Here is a 17,509-nt window from a genome sequence, read left to right on the forward strand (position 1 = left end):
GTAAAATGCCATCTAAACAGGTTTTAGCGATCGTTATCGGTTTGTCTCTATCGACAGTCGCAACAGCAGAAGAATACCGCCAACACAGTGCGCACGTTCATGGTCATGTTGAATTTAATATTGCCCAAGACGGCAGTGACTTGCTGCTCGAAATCACAGCTCCTGGTGCAGATGTAGTCGGCTTTGAACACGCACCAGAAAATGCAGAGCAAGAGAAAACACTGCAACACGCAGTCGCAACGCTAGAAGATAGCAACGCACTGGTTGCGATTAACCCACAAGCACAATGCGAAATTGAAGAAGTTCATGTTGAACACTCGCTTGGGGGGCAACATGAAGAACATGAGCACCATGATCATGAAGGCCATGACCATGATGAACACGCCCATCACGATCACGACAAACATGATCACGACGGTCATGAAGGTCACGACCATTCAGAGCACAGCGACCACGGTGAATTTACCGCGCAATATCGCTTTCATTGTGCCCAAGTCGGCGAACTTAGCCGTATTCAAACTGATTGGTTTAACCAATTCCCAAGTACTGAATCGGTAAATGTAAACCTATTCACAGATACGACTCAATCAGCCATTAGCTTAACCAAAAGCAACACTCAAATCGCAATCAAATAGCCCTAATAGCGTGTAAGTACCCACTTACACGCTGTGTTTTTTAATTCGCTTTGGTGATTTACTATGACTGATTCAGCATCAAACGTGGTTGAGCTCAAACAGGCTCAGTTTGTCTGGCCCGGTTCAGAGACCGCGGTGATCAATATTCCTGATTTGCAGATAGCGACGGGTGAGCATGTCTTTATCAAAGGGCCAAGTGGCTGTGGAAAATCCACACTTTTAGCTTTGCTCACCGGAATCAATACGTTAAGTTCGGGCTCGTTATCAGTACTCAATACGAACTTAGCGACGCTGAGTTCAAGCCGCAGAGATAGATTCCGCGCCGACCACATTGGTTATATCTTCCAGCAATTCAACTTGCTGCCGTATTTGAATGTCATCGACAACGTATTACTTCCTTGCCAATTCAGTAAAGTGAGACGAGATCGCGTGACACCAAACGCCTCCAAAGCCGAGCTTTTATCACAAGCGACAACCTTGTTGGAGCGGCTTCATTTACCGACAAATTTACACTCTCGCCCAGTGTCAGAGCTGAGTATTGGACAACAACAGCGAGTGGCTGCAGCTCGTGCGCTAATAGGGCATCCTGCGTTAGTCATTGCTGACGAGCCGACATCTGCACTCGATCATGATAATCGCATGGCGTTCATCGAGCTGCTGATGGAACAGGCTAATCAAGCCAACGCGACATTAATCTTTGTCAGCCATGATCCAACTCTGGAAAGCTTGTTCGATCGCACCATTAATCTGCCAGAAATAAACCAAAGCCGTAACATGGAGGTGCTATCGTGAGTGCTGTAATCAAACTCGCTTGGAAAAGCTTGATGAACCGCAAAGCGACAGCGGTGTTGACGATCATGACGGTAGCAATATCGGTAATCTTGCTGCTTGGCGTAGAACGTATCCGCACTCAAGCAAAAGACAGCTTTGCGAACACCATTTCAGGAACGGACCTAATTGTCGGCGGACGCTCAGGCCAAGTGAACTTACTGTTGTATTCAGTCTTTCGTATCGGTAATGCCACCAATAATATCGATTGGAAAAGCTACCAAGAATTCAGCCAGCATCGCGCGGTTGATTGGGCAATTCCCATTTCGCTCGGAGACTCTCACAAAGGCTTTCGAGTGATGGGGACCAATCATAGTTACTTTGAGCATTATAAGTACGGAAGTAAGCAACCACTTACTTTCTCAAAAGGGAAAGAGTTCAATGGATTATTTGAAACCGTACTCGGATCGGACGTCGCCAAACAATTGGGTTACCAGATAGGCAGTGAAATCATCATTGCCCATGGTATCAGTGATGTTGGCTTCAGCCGTCACGATAAACTGCCATTCAAAGTTGTTGGTATTTTAGCTCCAACTGGCACACCAGTAGATAAGACGGTTCACGTCTCGTTAGAGGCGATCGAAGCCATTCATGTCGGTTGGGAAAGTGGTGCACGCTTGGGTCCAACACCGGATGCGAAGGTATTACAAGAAAGGGATTTTCAACCAAAACAGATCACTGCCATGCTTGTGGGCTTGAAATCGCGCATTCAAACTTTTGCGTTGCAAAGGCAGATCAACAACTACCCGAAAGAGCCTCTCAGTGCAATTATGCCCGGTGTCGCGCTACACGAATTATGGGGCATGATGTCTGTCGCAGAACAGGCCTTGATGGCGGTTTCTGGTTTTGTGGTTATCGCGGGTTTACTCGGCATGTTAAGCAGCCTACTGACCAGCTTACAAGAACGACGTCGAGAAATGGCCATTTTACGCGCTATGGGAGCACGCCCGCGCCACGTTTTTTCTCTGCTCATTAGTGAAGCGAGTTTACTCACAGCAGCAGGTATCGTCACTGGCGTTTTGGGGCTGTATGCGATACTCGCCCTACTTCAGCCTCTAATTCAACAACACTACGGTATAAATCTCACGTTAAGCACGCTTTCTGCGTACGAATGGATGCTGCTTAGCTTTGTACAATGCGCCGGTATTGTGATTGGTTTTATTCCAGCCTTCCGCGCCTACAGACAGTCACTCAGTGACGGAATGACTATAAGGATCTAACGATGTGGAAAAAAGTTTTAGCCAGTTGCTTACTCGCGATTGCATTTGCGACGCCGGTCATGGCGAGTGATGAGCCATTAACGCTCGACTGGATCGATCTGGTTCCTGAAGCGGAACGTAAGCTGTTCGACAGCGTGGGGATGCCCGCATCTGATCACAGTGGTGGCGCGGCGCAGCAATCAAAAATCGGTAACGTCAGACCAGAGCTCAATGGCAGTCAGGTCAAAATCCCTGGCTTCGTGATTCCTCTTGAGGGAGATGCCAACACGGTGACGGAATTTTTGTTGGTGCCGTATTTTGGGGCGTGTATCCACGTACCACCACCACCACCAAACCAAATCATTTACGTGAAATTTCCGAAAGGCGCACCAGTACAGGAACTTTGGGATGTCATTTACGTGGTGGGAACGTTAAAAACCGAAACCATTAACCATGAACTGGCAGAAACAGCGTATGTGATTGAAGGTTCAAAAATCGAAGCCTACGACGATATGTAGTCGTCGATTTCAAGGTACACCAAAGGCGTCGCATCGGCGCCTTTGTCATCTTTAAATGTTAAACAATGTAGCGCGATAAGTACGCTAACACGCCCACATAAAGAATCAAAAGAAACGCTATCGACAGGTGCTTTTTCAGTTTACTTGCTTCCGAGAACTTCATCGCCCCTCCAAAATAACGATAACAATTTTAACAACTCATTATCATTTTGGATAGACCTATTCCTTCAAAATCTGAGACGCTCTCTCTGGTCGCCTCGCGGATTAAGGTGTAAATTGAGGCAAGCGTCAAACGCAAGCTCTTGGTAGGAAAATACATGGCAGAACCAACGAAACAACCTGTAGTGATTGAACACCAGCCTAATACGCAGAAAAACGGTCACCACGACAAGAAAACGGGTTACATCAAAGACAGTGCGAGCAGAATTAAAAACATCGCTCAATCTCATGGCCTCGACGCTCTGTTGCAAACTGACCCTCCTGCCAAATCCGCATTAGAAAGAGCACAACTGCGAGACCAACGACGCCAAGAGCAAAGACAAAAAAACCTTGAGCAAATCCTAAAACTCGCGCACAGCGCTTGCCGCGATGAAACCGCAGGTGAACCCGATCAAGATTGGTTGTATCGATTTTTTGATATGGCCCAAGACATCCACAACAGTTCAATGCAGAAGTTGTGGGCGCAAGTAATGAAGCGTGAAGTGACCAACCCAGGTTCCACGTCGATGAAAGCGCTGAAAGTCCTTAAGGATATGTCCCCAAAAGAAGCGCAAACACTACAAAGAGCAGCCTCTTTGGCGTGCAGTTTTGGCGGCGATAACAGTAAAAAGTTATTGATAGGCTATAAGGCACATGGCGGAATATTCAACTTTGGTAAACGAGATACCACCAGCAATCTGAATATGGGCAGCTTTCAATTGCCGTACTCAAGTCTATTAGTATTGATTGAATTGGGGTTACTGCATAGCACAGAACTGGAATCAGGAGAGATCGGCATTGAAACGCCATTGATACTGGCATATCAAGGCAAGAATTTGTCTCTGCAAGTGAATACGAAGGGCATCCGTCTGCTGTACTACCGTTTCACGCCGACGGGTAACGAACTGTGCAAACTGCTTGGCAACAAGCCAAATTCCCAGTACTACGATCAAATGCTCGCCTTGTTAAATCAAAAGTTTAGCGTAAGCACCGAAGCAAGCAGCAGCGTGAACTATACCGTTTAGTTTCGCTCTAGGAGCTTTAGGTCACCTATGATCTAAAAGCTCCTCAAGCATTACACGAGGCTTTTTTCCACCCATGTTCCAAAAGCTGAGTTAGCTGATCACACGACGCTGTTTAAGCTCATTCAAACACAACTCAACCAACTCTTCGACGCTCTTCTCGCCTGCTGGCAAATCAATTTCTGGATTGATTGGCGCTTGATATTCTGAATCAATACCCGTGAAATTTGGGATCTCACCTGCTCGCGCTTTTTTGTATAAACCTTTTGGATCTCGGCCTTCGCACACTTCGAGAGATGCATTCACAAACACTTCAATGAACTCACCTTCGGGCAGTAAATCGCGAACGAGTTGACGCTCAGCACGGTGAGGAGAAATGAACGCGGACAACACAATCAAACCCGCATCTGCCATCAGTTTCGCCAACTCGCCAATACGACGAATATTTTCACGACGATCTTGTTCAGAAAAGCCTAGATCACTACACAGGCCATGACGAACATTGTCACCGTCCAACAAATAAGTGTGGTAGCCCAACTCAGCTAAACGATTCTCCAGCGCGCCCGCGACGGTTGACTTACCTGCGCCAGATAAACCAGTAAACCAAAGCACTGCTGGTTTCTGTTTTTTCAGCTCAGCACGAAACTGTTTATCAACCGTGTGCTGATGCCAGACAATGTTTTCATCTTTTACCGGTGTTTCAGCGGTCATAACGAATCCTTGTATTTATCGGAATTAAAACGGAAAGAAGACCGGAATTAATGTCAGTACCAATACGGAATACACAATCGAAATCGGCACACCAATTCGCACATAGTCGGTCAATTTGTAATTACCTACACTGTAAACCAACAAGTTGGTTTGATACCCGTAGGGAGAAATAAAGCTCGCGCTTGCGCCAAACAATACCGCCATAATAAATGGCATCGGATCCACTCCGTACCCGACAGCCATACTATAGCCAATCGGAAATGCTAACGCGGCAGCGGCATTGTTGGTCACCAATTCAGTCAGCACCAAGGTCATGATGTATGTGGCCACCAGCGCACCAAATACGCCCCAGCCGTTAAACGCTTCGATAAACATTTCGCCCATCCTGACGGACAAGCCCGATGAAATCATCAGCTGCGCAATAGAGAGCGCAGAACCCACAATCACCACAATATCAATGGGAAAACGGCGACGAAGCTCAGAGATTTGCACTATGCCAAACGCAATGAGTGCAATGATGTATACCGCGAGCCCTTTAATGATCGGCACAAGTTCTAGTAGTGCACAGGCGATAACCGCAGCAAAACCAATCAACACAATCGTCGATTTATTGGAGTCTAAACGTGCGCTGGAATCTAAGTCGTGCACTAACACAAATTCTTTACGGTGCGCTCGACGCTCAGATTCGAAACGCTTGCCCGGCACCAACACTAAAGTATCGCCCGGAGCTAAGGTAATACTGCCCAACCCACCTTCCAAACGCTCATGCCCACGACGAATGGCGACAACAACCGCATCAAAACGATCGCGGAAGCGGCTTTCTTTCAAAGTCTTATGGCAGAAGGTTGCAGAGGAGCTGACCACCACTTCAATAAAGTTTTGACCATTCAAATGCTGTTGCCCAAATAGCGTCAGCCCCGGAATTTCTTGCAAGGTCGCCACACTTTCGACATCGCCACAAAACAACAGACGATCTTTCGCTTTCAGCACGAAGTCGGGGCCTACTGACGATACCGTCACGCCATCACGAACCACCTCTGCAAGAAACAACTTACGCAGCGCACGCAGATTGTTTTCACTGATGGTACGGCCAACCAAAGGGGAACCTGGTTCAACACGAGATTCAAGGAAATACGGTAAGTCTTCTTGGTTTTGGTCATCGTAACTTGGCAGCAAATAGCTCAGCGGAATAAGAATTAAAAGACCACCCGCTAAGACAGCCAAGCCAATCATCGTCGGAGTAAAAAAGCTCAGACTCGGTAGCCCTGCATCTTCCACAAAGCTATTAATAATAAGGTTGGTCGAAGTACCGATAAGCGTTAATGTGCCGCCAAATATCGCCGCGTAAGAAAGTGGAATCAGTAGCTTAGAAGGCGCGTGCTGTTGATTGCGTTTAATCGCACCAATCAAAGACACAACAACGGCCGTATTGTTGGTAAAGGAAGACAGTAAGGCGGTCGATAACCCAAGCTTGGCGATCACACTGCCTAAATGACCTTCTGAAATACTACGGCTCACCCAACTGATCAGTAACGTTTTTTCTAATGCACAAGAAGCGAGAATCAACAGGACCAAAGTTAACAATGATGAGTTGGTAAAGTTCGCAGCAATGGTCGTGGAATCCATCATTCCCGCCATGAAAGCAATAAAGGCTGCACCAGCAAAAACGTAGCTCGGCTTAATCTTAGTCACAAGCAAACAAGTGATAATGCCAAGCAAAATCGCTAATACAAATCCTTGTTCCCACATAGCCTTTCCTTACCAAAAAGCTCGAAACGAGCGAAACAAACCGCAACACAACGACAGTGTGTAGAGCGATAAAACAAGTAACCAGAGCAAAGCAAAGCGAAAAAGAGTGCCAGAATGCTCAGTTTTCTTGGGCTTCACTGAACATTCCGGTGTTAGAGGCAGCCTAACCGCATTTCGCACTCGGTTAGGCTGTGAACCTAGACACTAATAACGTCCCTAGGTTTACTGCCATTACTTCTTGAGTAACTGGCTTAGGTCTTTAGCTTCCCAATGCGGGAAGTGTTTGCGAACAAGGGCGTTCAACTCAAGTTCAAAGGCAGATACATCAGCCAAACCGCGCTCAAGCTCTGTTAAGCTTTCTTTCACCATGCCAGCGCCAACGGTCACATTAGTTAGGCGATCGATGATGATGAAACCACCGGTATCTGCGCAGTCTTGGTAATTGTCCAAAGCTACTGATTCATTGAGCGACCACTCACACAAACCAATGCCATTTAGAGGCAGTTCCGCAGCGCCATGCGTCGACAAGTTATTGATGTCGTATTGGTGACGAATCGACTCTACGTGACCAACGGTCTTCTTACCTGCAATCTTGATGTCGTAATCACGACCAGGTTGCAACGGCTGCTCAGTCATCCACACCACATCGGCAAGCAAATGGTTGGTGGTTTGCACTTGCGCGTTCTCAAGCACGATCAAATCACCACGGCTGATGTCAATTTCATCATTCAGAGTCAGCGTAACGGCTAGACCAGCTTGCGCTTCTTCAATGTCGCCATCAAAGGTCACAATGCGAGCGACAGTCGACGTTTTACCGGACGGCAATGCTTTGATGGCATCACCGACTTTCACAGAGCCAGACGACACCGTGCCCGCAAAGCCACGGAAATCAAGGTTAGGACGATTCACGTACTGAACAGGGAAACGGAATTCACCCGCACCTTTTTCGTAGTCCACATCCACCGTTTCTAGCAACTCAAGCAACGATGGACCTTCAAACCAGTTCAGGTTCTGTCCTTTATCCACTACGTTGTCGCCTTCCAGCGCTGAAATCGGGATAATTTGAATATCAATATCGCCAGTTAGATTTTCAGAAAACTTCAGGTATTCATCACGAATTTCTTCGAAGCGCGCTTGTGAGTAATCCACCAAATCCATCTTGTTGATTGCGACAACAAAATGTTTCAAGCCCAATAGGTTTGAAATGAAAGAGTGACGACGCGTCTGATCCAAAATGCCTTTACGGGCATCGACCAAGATCACCGCTAAATCACACGTCGATGCGCCTGTCGCCATGTTGCGCGTGTACTGCTCATGTCCAGGGGTATCAGCAATGATGAACTTACGCTTTTGCGTCGAGAAATAACGGTAAGCAACATCGATTGTGATGCCTTGTTCACGCTCAGCCTGCAGACCATCGACAAGCAACGCCAAATCTGGCTTTTCACCCGTCGTACCAACGCGTTGGCTATCTGAGTGAACCGCTGCTAGTTGGTCTTCATAAATTTGTTTTGAATCATGGAGTAAGCGACCAATCAGGGTGCTTTTCCCATCATCCACAGAACCACAAGTCAGAAATCTAAGCAGAGACTTGTACTGATGTTGTTTTAAATAGCCTTCGATACCAAGCTCGGCTAATTGAGCTTCAACTGCACTGTTCATTCTCTTTCCTTAGATCTTTTAGAAGTAACCTTGACGTTTCTTGAGTTCCATCGATCCTGACTGATCGTGGTCGATCGCTCGGCCTTGACGCTCACTTGAGGTCGCCACCAACATCTCTTCAATGATGCCCGTCAGCGTATTCGCTTCAGATTCAATCGCACCTGTCAGTGGATAACAGCCCAACGTACGGAAACGCACGCTTTTCTCTTCAATTACTTCACCCGGTTGAAGCTCCATACGGTCATCATCCACCATGATCAGCATGTCATCGCGTTCGACAACCGGACGCTTATCAGCAAGATAAAGCGGGACAATTTCGATGTTCTCTAGGTAGATGTATTGCCAGATATCAAGCTCAGTCCAGTTAGAAAGTGGGAACACTCGAATGCTCTCACCTTTATTCACTTGACCGTTGTAGGTTTTCCAAAGTTCTGGACGCTGGTTTTTCGGATCCCAGGTATGGTTCTTGTCACGGAACGAATACACTCGCTCTTTTGCGCGTGATTTTTCTTCATCACGACGAGCGCCACCAAAAGCAGCATCGAAGCCATATTTGTTTAGCGCCTGCTTAAGACCTTGCGTTTTCATGATGTCCGTATGCTTTGACGAGCCATGAACAAACGGGCTACATCCCATTGCGATGCCTTCTGGATTCTTATGAACCAAAAGCTCAAAACCGTATTTTTCCGCAGTACGATCGCGGAATTCGATCATTTCGCGAAATTTCCAATCGGTATCCACATGCAGCAGCGGAAATGGGATCTTACCCGGGTAAAACGCCTTACGCGCCAAATGCAGCATCACTGATGAATCTTTACCAATCGAATACATCATGACTGGGTTATCAAACTCAGCAGCAACTTCGCGGATGATATGAATACTCTCCGCTTCGAGTTGTTTAAGGTGAGTTAAACGTTGTTGGTCCATGTTTTGTATTTCCTTTTTAAGCTTGAAGGCGCGTTACGTCTCTAATCTTTGGACTGAAATTATATGGAGTTGGCAATAGCACTTTTGTTGAAATCAGTACTAGACAAAAACCAATCTAACTTTTGAGACAATCGCACTACCTCTCCTACGACAATCAAAGATGGCGCCTGAGCTTCCTTCGATAAATCAGATAGTTGGGAAAGCTCTCCCGTAAAAACTTTTTGCTGAATTTGCGTACCGCGCTCGATAATAGCAATCGGAGTTGAAGCCGCTCTTCCGTGCTGAATGAGTTGATTCTGAATATAGTGTGATTTCATGAGTCCCATGTAGATCACTAAAGTCTGATTACCACGAGCCAGTGTTGACCAATCCATCTCATCACTTTCTTCTTTCAAGTGACCAGTAACAAAAATGGCCGATTGAGCATAATCACGGTGCGTCAACGGAATGCCAGCATATGCTGTCGCTCCTGCTGCGGCAGTAATACCAGGCACCACTTGAAAACGAATGCCAGCATCAGCCAACACTTCTAGCTCTTCTCCACCGCGACCAAATACGAAAGGATCACCGCCTTTTACTCGTACTACTCGGTATCCTTGCTTAGCAAAATCAACCAAAAGTTGATTTGTCTTTTCTTGCGGTACACTGTGGTGCCCTGCACGCTTGCCAACACAAACTAAAATCGTATCGCTTGGGATCAGCGCCATGATCTCTTCAGACACCAAATAGTCGTACAAGACCACATCCGCCTGTTGTAAACAGTTCAGTGCTTTAATGGTGAGAAGTTCAGGGTCGCCAGGGCCAGCACCAACCAATGCCACTTCGCCTGGTTTGAGTGACTGCTTTGCAAAACGAGTGACGCCAGACACTTGGTTTTCAGAAACCAACCTCGGCTTTTGTACAGGTAAAGTAGTGACTGAATCGTTCGTTGCCATGTGCTTGCTCATCGTCCATTGATATTGTGATGCCAGCATTATGGCGGGGTGTTTTTATTACCTGAAATTCTAAAATTTCATTTTTTATTCAAAAATCTGCTAAGAAGTTTTTGTTTGGTCTCATTCAAAATCGTGAAAAAGTCGGCGTTTAATATGAAAAGGGTTCAGTAAAATGTCGTTGATTCACAGTTTTCTGCACCTTAATCATTAAGTTGCATTAAAATTCGTTACACTCGACTTCCTATCCCATTAAATTGGAGCACCTCATGAAAATGGCAGTTAATCCTATTTCCGTCGCAGTTTTGAGTGGTATGTTGACGCTTGCAGGGCCAGCAATGGCAGACACGATCAAGCTTCGTATTATTGAAACCACTGACATCCACACCAACGTGATGGATTACGATTACTACAAAGACCAACCATCACAACAAATTGGTTTGAGCCGCGCAGCCACATTAGTTAAGCAGGCAAAATCCGAAGTGGAAAACAGCGTGTTGGTCGACAACGGCGACTTAATTCAAGGTAGCCCGATGGGTGACTACATGGCAGCAAAAGGCATACAGACTGGGGAAGTTCATCCTGTGTACAAAGCCATGAACCAATTGCACTATGATGTGGGGAACATTGGTAACCATGAATTCAACTATGGTTTGGACTTCCTACAAAAGACGCTAGCCGGCGCGAACTTCCCCTACATCAACGCCAATGTGTTTGATAAGAAAACTGGCGAGCATTACTTCCAACCTTACCTGATCAAAACACACAGTTTTAAAGATACCGATGGCGAAATTCATCAAGTAAAAGTGGGTTACATCGGGTTTGTTCCACCGCAAATCATGGTTTGGGATAAGAAAAATCTTGAAGGCAACGTGGTTGCCAAAGACATCAAAGAAACTGCAGAGAAGCTGATTCCGCAGATGAAGAAGGAAGGTGCGGACATTATTGTCGCGATTCCGCATTCAGGGGTTTCAACCGATCCATATAAACTAGGTGCGGAGAACTCGGTGTACTATTTAACGCAAGTGAAAGGCATTGATGCCATTGCGTTTGGTCACTCTCACGCGGTCTTCCCAGGCAAAGGATTTGAGAATCTACAAGGCGTAGACAACAACAAAGGCACCATCAACGGTGTCACTGCCGTCATGCCTGGCCGTTGGGGTAGCCACGTGGGAGTCATGGATCTAGTCATCGAGCAAAAAGACGGCCAATGGCAAGTAGTGGAAGGACAATCTGAAGCTCGACCAATTTTCGACAAAGCGACTAAGAAATCGCTTGCAGAAGCAGACCAAGGCATCATTAAAGCACTCGAAGACGATCACAAAGGCACTCGCGAATTCGTTAACCAACCAATTGGTAAAGCGAATGACGTGATGTACAGCTTCTTGGCTTTGGTGCAAGACGACCCAACAATCCAAATCGTTAACCTTGCACAAAAAGACTACGTTGAACGTTTCATTCAAGGCGATCCAGACCTTGCTGACATTCCAGTTTTGAGCGCGGCAGCGCCGTTTAAAGTGGGCGGACGTAAAGATGATCCGAACGGCTTCACTGAGGTTGAATCTGGCCAACTGACTTTCCGCAATGCCGCCGACTTGTACCTATACCCAAATACGCTCGTCGCAATGAAGGTGAAAGGCAAAGAAGTACATGAATGGCTAGAGTGCAGCGCGGGCCAATTCAAGCATATTGATGTCAATACGACTCAGCCACAATCGTTAGTTGATTGGGATAACTTTCGTACGTACAACTTTGACGTGATTGATGGTGTGGAATACCAAATCGACATCACTCAACCACCGAAGTACGACGCGAGTTGTAAAGTCATTAATCCGGACTCCCAACGTATCGTGAATCTAACTTTCAATGGCAAACCAGTTGATCCGAAACAAGATTTCATCATTGCGACTAACAATTACCGCGCGTACAGCAATACCTTCCCTGGCACGGGTCCGGACTTCATTGCATTTGACTCTCCAGACGAAAACCGTTCTGTGGTTGCTGCGTACATTTCTCGCGTCAGTGAGGAAAAAGGCGAAGTCACGCCAAGCGCTGACAATAACTGGTCGTTCGCACCAATTAAGTCAGACAAAAAACTGGATATTCGCTTTGAAACCTCACCGAGCGAAAAAGCTTCGAAGTTTATCCAAGACAAAGGCCAATACCCGATGAAACGCGTCACAACTGACGAAGTGGGCTTTGCCATTTATCAGATCGATTTAAACAAATAAGCGACTCGATGTTCAAACTAGCGGCTCCTCAGTGAGCCGCTTTTTGTTGCTGCACAAAGCAGTTAAGATAGTTCAAATGCGCTAACCCTTTCACTGCAGATAACCTTCATGCAAAACGACGTATTTTTCGATCTCACTCAACATGGCTTTTCAGAAGACGAAGCCTCACAACTCATGGTCCATGGACAAGAGTTAGAGTTACCCACTAGACACATTCTTAGCCATCAAGGTGAATTTAGTTCACACATCTACTTCATTCTGAAGGGGTTATGTCACGCAAGCTATCTCACAGAGAAAGGCAAAGAATTCAGCAAAGAGTTTTATTGGGAAAAGGACTGGGTGATCGGCTTTGAAAGCGTGATAAAAGATCAACCTTCACCGTACTTATTGGAAACGCTGACCGCATGTCATTTATTCTGTCTGCCTATCGAGGCATTGCATCAATGGCGCGCCGAAAAGCACTCTATTTACCTAAAATTGCTCGAAACGCAGTTGATGAACAAAGAGAATAAAGAACGTTTTATGCTGTTGTATTCGCCTGAAGAACGTTATCAGTTATTTTGCCGCCACTACCCAGATTTAGAACAACGTATTACCGATAGCCAAATTGCGGCTTACCTCGGCATTACCGCTATCAGCTTAAGCCGTATTAAAGCGCGTTTAGCAAAAGACAGTGAATAAGAGACACACCAAACAAAAAAGGCTCTTCCAACGAAGAGCCTTTGTTCAATCTAATGACTATTTAAGAAGACGCGCTCGGAACTGACGCCCTTTCATCTTACCCGTACTGATAATTTGCAATGCTTTCTTCGCGGCAGACTTTTCTACAGCAACGTAAGAACGCACAGGGAACAAATGAATCTTGCCCACTTGCGCACCTGGGATGCCATTTTTGCCAGTCAAACAACCAAGAATATCGCCAGGACGAACTTTTTGCTTCTTGCCGCCATCAATGTTGATGGTCACCATCTTCGCTTGGTATGGCTGCTGATTTGATTTCGCTGGCAAGGTCGCGGGTACCACATCCATCTCTAAGTACTCTTCGATACGAGCAACACGTAGACCGTCTTTTTCACCAAAGAAGCTGAACGCCAAACCTTTACTGCCTGCTCGGCCAGTACGGCCAATACGGTGCACGTGCACTTCTGGGTCACGAGACAGCTCAAAGTTGAACACAGCATCAAGATTGTCCACATCCAAACCTCGTGCCGCCACGTCCGTTGCCACAAGAATAGAAACGCTCTTGTTCGCAAATTGCACCAGTGCTTGATCACGTTCACGCTGTTCAAGATCACCGTGAATATCGATCACGCTAAAGCCGCGATGGTGTAATTCATCCGCGACATTTTGCACTTCTTTCTTCGTATTACAAAACACCACCGCCGACTCTGGTTGGTAAGTCAAAAGAAGATTCGCTAGCGCCTCATCACGCGCTTCAGTTCCTTCTACTTTGTAGAAGTATTGAGCAATGCTGGAAGTATCGTGAGTCGATTCAACCTTGATCATCTCTGGCGATTTCATAATACGCTGAGCGATTTTCTCGATCTTCTCTGGGAATGTTGCGCTAAACAGCAATGTCTGACGCTGTTTAGGCGCCGCATTAATAATTGCATCTAAAGCATCTTGGAAGCCCATTTCTAGCATACGATCGGCTTCATCCAGCACCAATGTATTCAACTCTTCCAAGTTAATACGGCCTTTCTCAAGGTGATCCAGAATACGCCCCGGAGTACCAACAAGGATATGTGCACCATGCTCTAACGAACCAATTTGCGGTCCCATCGGCATACCGCCGCACAACGTAAGTACTTTAATGTTATGGATACCACGCCCTAGCGTTCGAATTTCTTTAGCAACTTGATCCGCCAGTTCGCGAGTCGGACACAGCACCAAAGCCTGCACGCGAAATCGTTTTACGTTTAGATTTGATAGCACGCCAAGACCAAACGCAGCTGTTTTACCCGAGCCCGTTTTACCCTGACCAATTACGTCACGCTGATTCAAAATCGCCGGTAAGCTTAACGCTTGAATTGGCGTCATATGGGTGTAGTTCAATGAATCCAGCGTTTCTAGTAGCGCTGGGTTCAGGCCTACTTGGTCAAAAGTTTGTTTGCTCACAGGGAAATATCCTCAGGTGGGATGAAAAAGAGGGCATATTATCGCCAGATTTTCTGGGAAGACCAGTGAAAATTAACCATTGTTAATGAGTATTGAAACAAAAGCGAGTACATTCAGGCACTCTACTATCATTATGGACGACGGACATGACCACTTGGATCACTTTGCCTTTTGCTCAACTAACTACCTTACAACTGTATGAGATGCTGCGCTTACGCGTCGATGTGTTCGTCGTCGAGCAAACTTGCCCGTACCCGGAGCTAGATGGTAAGGATATTATTGACGGCGTTCATCACCTACTCGGCTACCACAATGATGAATTAGTTGCCTGCGCTCGGCTTCTACCAGCTGGAACCACTTACGATAACGTCAGTATTGGCCGAGTCGTAACCAAACAAACAGCCCGAGGTGGTGGCTTAGGCCATCGGCTAATCACACAAGCCATCCAAGCATGTTCTACGTTATGGCCCGAAAAAACCATAGACATTGGTGCACAAGAACATCTTATCGATTTTTATGCTCACCATGGATTTGAAGTTATGTCTGACAGTTACTTAGAAGATGGAATTCCACACGTAGACATGCGCAGGAAGCATTCGACTCAATAAACCTCTACAAAACTGCAATAAAAAAGACGCGAGATGATCGCGTCTTTTTAAATCTACAACGGAAACTATTTGTTTCTGCCGAAGCTGCCATCCGATAGACGGAAGAACATAACCGAATGATCGCTCTTTTCCAGTTGCAACATATCTAACTGGCCGTTTTCTGAGAGTTTAAAACGGATGAGTTGCCCCTGCTTGATATGGCTCAGTGGCTTATCGCTTCCTTCTATTTTTACTAAGGCGCTAAGGTCAGCCATAGAAAGCTGATTGTTGCGAAAAACTTGAGCTAACGTATCACCATTCTTCACATGGTACTCTTTCCAGTCTTCTGACTTAGGCCCCGAGTTTTGCGACGTACGTTGCTGACTCAGGCTTTGCGCATTTAACTGGATCGCGACACGCTGGCTATCCACTTCACCCTGCTGTTCGACTAACGCTTCCGTCTTTTTCGGTAACGGTACAATCAGAAGTAGAAGTAATAATGGCATTAACACCATCAAAGCTCGTTGATGGAATTTAGGTAAGCGCTGCCAAAATGCCTTGATTGGTTCTACACGTTCTAACCACTTACTTTTGTTGAACGGCTGCTTCCAGTTGATAGCAGCGAACTTTTGTTTGACCAACTCGACGTAGTCGACTTGCTGCTTTTTCTTTCTGCGACGATTCATGTTGATGTGTCCCTTAATACTTCTACTACCAGTATAAAAATACCAGCGCGGAGAGTATATGGTTTTGACTAAAGTAAAATGGAATTTGGTTTAAATTAGCAGAAATTTCACTTGGAGTAAGAGATAAGTCACACGCTGGATGGTCAGATAACGCAATCGCCAGCAATTATTTAAACCTAAGCTCGAAACTGATATCCTGTTGCCTTTATCACTCCTAATAAGAGCGACATTCATGTCTGAAATTAAATTTGAAACTGCAGAACAAAAAGCAAGCTACGGCATTGGTCTGCAAATGGGTCAGCAACTAGCTGGCTCTGGTCTTGAAGGCCTTAGCGTTGACGCTATCGCTGCGGGTATCGCAACAGCATTGACTGGCGAAATGCCATCAATCGAAATTGACGAAATCAACAATGCACTGCAAGAGCTACACACTCGCGCAGAAGCAGCTCGTCAAGAAGCAGCTAAAGCAGCAGCAGCTGATGGTGAAGCGTTCCTAAAAGACAACGCTCTACGTCCAGAAGTTAATGTTCTTGAATCTGGCCTACAGTACGAAATCATCAATGAAGGTACTGGCGAAATCCCAACAGCTGATAAATCTGTACGTGTTCACTACCACGGTGAACTAACAGACGGCACAGTATTCGACAGCTCTGTATCTCGCGGCCAACCAGCTGAGTTCCCAGTAACTGGCGTAATTAAAGGTTGGGTTGAAGCTCTACAACTAATGCCTGTAGGTTCTAAGTGGAAACTATACATCCCACAAGACCTTGCGTACGGTGAACGTGGCGCAGGCGCTGCAATCCCTCCATTCGCAGCACTAGTATTCGAAGTTGAGCTACTAGACATTCTATAATTGAGACTTTTCTCAATGACCTACATAAAGCGGCGCATTAGCGCCGCTTTTTTTATAAAATAATAGAAGTTATCACTCAGATGACCTAAAAAAATAAATACAACAAATAAGTTAAAACGCTCAACCGTCGGAGGTACTATGCGTAAAACTCTCCTAACTTTAGCTCTCCTATCAGTGAATATTGGCAGCGCACATGCGTTTTTGGACACTGTCGTAGATAAGAGCAGCCAAAATGGTCTTATGGATATGGTAAGCCAGGGCCTAAATGCAGAATCTTCACCTCTTACTGAGCTACTAACGAGTCAGCTACCAGTTTCGACAGAACAAGCTGCAGGTGGCAGCAGTGCCCTAATTGCACTTGCTCAAAGCCAACTGTCTCAACAAAACAGCACGGAATTGCAGTCATTGATCCCTGGATTATCCAATTTGAAAGGTGCACAAAGCCTGTTAGGTAACATCGAAAGCTTGAGTGCCGTACAAAGCGCATTTAATGCACTAGGACTAGACCCATCGATGATCAGCCAATTTGCACCAGTGATTTTAGGTTACCTAAATGAGCAAGGAGCAAGTGAGGGATTATTGAAGTCTTTAAGCGGTCTATGGACGAGCGGTAAGTAATTTCGCTTTAAGCGAAATCCCCACCGAAATAGAAG

At 46.0% G+C, this 17,509-nt stretch carries 17 protein-coding genes; 10 read left to right on the forward strand and 7 right to left on the reverse strand.

Annotated features, from left to right (window positions below):
- The first annotated feature begins 5 nt into the window (after window positions 1-5).
- The 5 genes from ACF8OV_RS09535 to ACF8OV_RS09555 all read left to right on the forward strand — a co-directional run bounded on the left by ACF8OV_RS09535 (window position 6) and on the right by ACF8OV_RS09555 (window position 4,403).
- Window positions 6-635, forward strand: coding sequence for a DUF2796 domain-containing protein (locus ACF8OV_RS09535; protein WP_203504589.1), 630 nt, complete (start codon window positions 6-8; stop codon window positions 633-635).
- A 63-nt stretch (window positions 636-698) separates the two neighbouring features.
- Window positions 699-1,427 carry an ABC transporter ATP-binding protein gene (locus ACF8OV_RS09540; protein WP_020840014.1) on the forward strand — a complete coding sequence of 243 codons (729 nt, stop codon included), beginning with the start codon at window positions 699-701 and terminating at the stop codon, window positions 1,425-1,427.
- Entirely contained in the window at window positions 1,424-2,683 is a 1,260-nt protein-coding gene (locus ACF8OV_RS09545; RefSeq protein ID WP_005454685.1) for an ABC transporter permease, read from the forward strand. Before ACF8OV_RS09540 ends, ACF8OV_RS09545 begins: the two co-directional genes overlap by 4 nt.
- A gap of 2 nt (window positions 2,684-2,685) precedes the next feature.
- On the forward strand, window positions 2,686-3,180 hold the full coding sequence (locus ACF8OV_RS09550; RefSeq protein WP_029864355.1) for a DUF3299 domain-containing protein: 495 nt from the start codon (window positions 2,686-2,688) through the stop codon (window positions 3,178-3,180).
- Between the two features lie 317 nt (window positions 3,181-3,497).
- Entirely contained in the window at window positions 3,498-4,403 is a 906-nt protein-coding gene (locus ACF8OV_RS09555) for a TIGR03899 family protein (RefSeq protein WP_005454670.1), read from the forward strand.
- A 90-nt stretch (window positions 4,404-4,493) separates the two neighbouring features.
- Here the strand turns inward: ACF8OV_RS09555 and cysC are convergent, their stop codons facing one another.
- From cysC to cobA, 5 genes are all read right to left on the reverse strand, one after another.
- Window positions 4,494-5,111 carry an adenylyl-sulfate kinase gene (gene cysC / locus ACF8OV_RS09560; RefSeq protein WP_005454655.1) on the reverse strand — a complete coding sequence of 206 codons (618 nt, stop codon included), beginning with the start codon at window positions 5,109-5,111 and terminating at the stop codon, window positions 4,494-4,496.
- A gap of 24 nt (window positions 5,112-5,135) precedes the next feature.
- Window positions 5,136-6,860 carry an SLC13 family permease gene (locus ACF8OV_RS09565; protein ID WP_005454668.1) on the reverse strand — a complete coding sequence of 575 codons (1,725 nt, stop codon included), beginning with the start codon at window positions 6,858-6,860 and terminating at the stop codon, window positions 5,136-5,138.
- Window positions 6,861-7,091: 231 nt separating this feature from the next.
- Window positions 7,092-8,522 carry a sulfate adenylyltransferase subunit CysN gene (cysN, locus tag ACF8OV_RS09570; RefSeq protein WP_005454657.1) on the reverse strand — a complete coding sequence of 477 codons (1,431 nt, stop codon included), beginning with the start codon at window positions 8,520-8,522 and terminating at the stop codon, window positions 7,092-7,094.
- 18 nt (window positions 8,523-8,540) lie between these two features.
- A complete protein-coding gene (gene cysD, locus ACF8OV_RS09575; protein ID WP_140352348.1) occupies window positions 8,541-9,449 on the reverse strand; it encodes a sulfate adenylyltransferase subunit CysD in 909 nt (302 codons plus the stop codon).
- A 59-nt stretch (window positions 9,450-9,508) separates the two neighbouring features.
- Complete coding sequence (gene cobA / locus ACF8OV_RS09580; RefSeq protein WP_031792278.1) at window positions 9,509-10,384, reverse strand: uroporphyrinogen-III C-methyltransferase; 876 nt, start codon at window positions 10,382-10,384, stop codon at window positions 9,509-9,511.
- 266 nt (window positions 10,385-10,650) lie between these two features.
- Between cobA and cpdB the strand changes: the two genes are divergently transcribed.
- Both cpdB and ACF8OV_RS09590 read left to right on the forward strand, forming a co-directional pair.
- Window positions 10,651-12,612, forward strand: a complete 1,962-nt coding sequence (gene cpdB, locus ACF8OV_RS09585; protein WP_029833776.1) for a 2',3'-cyclic-nucleotide 2'-phosphodiesterase — start codon at window positions 10,651-10,653, stop codon at window positions 12,610-12,612.
- A gap of 108 nt (window positions 12,613-12,720) precedes the next feature.
- The gene (locus ACF8OV_RS09590; protein WP_086677543.1) at window positions 12,721-13,293 is read left to right on the forward strand and encodes a Crp/Fnr family transcriptional regulator; all 573 of its coding nucleotides are present in this window, start codon (window positions 12,721-12,723) and stop codon (window positions 13,291-13,293) included.
- A 57-nt stretch (window positions 13,294-13,350) separates the two neighbouring features.
- Here the strand turns inward: ACF8OV_RS09590 and dbpA are convergent, their stop codons facing one another.
- On the reverse strand, window positions 13,351-14,730 hold the full coding sequence (gene dbpA / locus ACF8OV_RS09595; protein ID WP_005454697.1) for an ATP-dependent RNA helicase DbpA: 1,380 nt from the start codon (window positions 14,728-14,730) through the stop codon (window positions 13,351-13,353).
- Window positions 14,731-14,876: 146 nt separating this feature from the next.
- Between dbpA and ACF8OV_RS09600 the strand changes: the two genes are divergently transcribed.
- Complete coding sequence (locus ACF8OV_RS09600; protein ID WP_017449007.1) at window positions 14,877-15,338, forward strand: GNAT family N-acetyltransferase; 462 nt, start codon at window positions 14,877-14,879, stop codon at window positions 15,336-15,338.
- A 65-nt stretch (window positions 15,339-15,403) separates the two neighbouring features.
- Here the strand turns inward: ACF8OV_RS09600 and ACF8OV_RS09605 are convergent, their stop codons facing one another.
- Window positions 15,404-16,003, reverse strand: a complete 600-nt coding sequence (locus ACF8OV_RS09605) for a LysM-like peptidoglycan-binding domain-containing protein (protein WP_020904298.1) — start codon at window positions 16,001-16,003, stop codon at window positions 15,404-15,406.
- A 232-nt stretch (window positions 16,004-16,235) separates the two neighbouring features.
- Here ACF8OV_RS09605 and ACF8OV_RS09610 point away from each other — a divergent pair, with 232 nt between their 5' ends.
- Window positions 16,236-16,856: an FKBP-type peptidyl-prolyl cis-trans isomerase gene (locus ACF8OV_RS09610; RefSeq protein ID WP_005496936.1), complete on the forward strand. Its 621-nt coding sequence runs from the start codon at window positions 16,236-16,238 to the stop codon at window positions 16,854-16,856.
- Between the two features lie 138 nt (window positions 16,857-16,994).
- A complete protein-coding gene (locus tag ACF8OV_RS09615) occupies window positions 16,995-17,474 on the forward strand; it encodes a DUF2780 domain-containing protein (RefSeq protein WP_031828272.1) in 480 nt (159 codons plus the stop codon).
- The last annotated feature ends 35 nt before the right edge of the window (window positions 17,475-17,509 follow it).

The sequence above is a fragment of the Vibrio sp. GLN_1 genome, from assembly GCF_043106015.1.
Taxonomy (GTDB): domain Bacteria; phylum Pseudomonadota; class Gammaproteobacteria; order Enterobacterales; family Vibrionaceae; genus Vibrio; species Vibrio parahaemolyticus.

Coding starts and splice junctions, on each gene's coding strand:
- ACF8OV_RS09535 (WP_203504589.1), top strand. CDS start 6: ATGCCATCTAAACAGGTTTTAGCGATCGTTATCGGTTTGTCTCTATCG.
- ACF8OV_RS09540 (WP_020840014.1), top strand. CDS start 699: ATGACTGATTCAGCATCAAACGTGGTTGAGCTCAAACAGGCTCAGTTT.
- ACF8OV_RS09555 (WP_005454670.1), top strand. CDS start 3,498: ATGGCAGAACCAACGAAACAACCTGTAGTGATTGAACACCAGCCTAAT.
- ACF8OV_RS09590 (WP_086677543.1), top strand. CDS start 12,721: ATGCAAAACGACGTATTTTTCGATCTCACTCAACATGGCTTTTCAGAA.
- cobA (WP_031792278.1), bottom strand. CDS start 10,384: ATGGCAACGAACGATTCAGTCACTACTTTACCTGTACAAAAGCCGAGG.
- ACF8OV_RS09615 (WP_031828272.1), top strand. CDS start 16,995: ATGCGTAAAACTCTCCTAACTTTAGCTCTCCTATCAGTGAATATTGGC.
- cpdB (WP_029833776.1), top strand. CDS start 10,651: ATGAAAATGGCAGTTAATCCTATTTCCGTCGCAGTTTTGAGTGGTATG.
- cysD (WP_140352348.1), bottom strand. CDS start 9,449: ATGGACCAACAACGTTTAACTCACCTTAAACAACTCGAAGCGGAGAGT.
- ACF8OV_RS09565 (WP_005454668.1), bottom strand. CDS start 6,860: ATGTGGGAACAAGGATTTGTATTAGCGATTTTGCTTGGCATTATCACT.
- ACF8OV_RS09605 (WP_020904298.1), bottom strand. CDS start 16,003: ATGAATCGTCGCAGAAAGAAAAAGCAGCAAGTCGACTACGTCGAGTTG.
- ACF8OV_RS09600 (WP_017449007.1), top strand. CDS start 14,877: ATGACCACTTGGATCACTTTGCCTTTTGCTCAACTAACTACCTTACAA.
- ACF8OV_RS09550 (WP_029864355.1), top strand. CDS start 2,686: ATGTGGAAAAAAGTTTTAGCCAGTTGCTTACTCGCGATTGCATTTGCG.
- cysC (WP_005454655.1), bottom strand. CDS start 5,111: ATGACCGCTGAAACACCGGTAAAAGATGAAAACATTGTCTGGCATCAG.
- ACF8OV_RS09610 (WP_005496936.1), top strand. CDS start 16,236: ATGTCTGAAATTAAATTTGAAACTGCAGAACAAAAAGCAAGCTACGGC.
- cysN (WP_005454657.1), bottom strand. CDS start 8,522: ATGAACAGTGCAGTTGAAGCTCAATTAGCCGAGCTTGGTATCGAAGGC.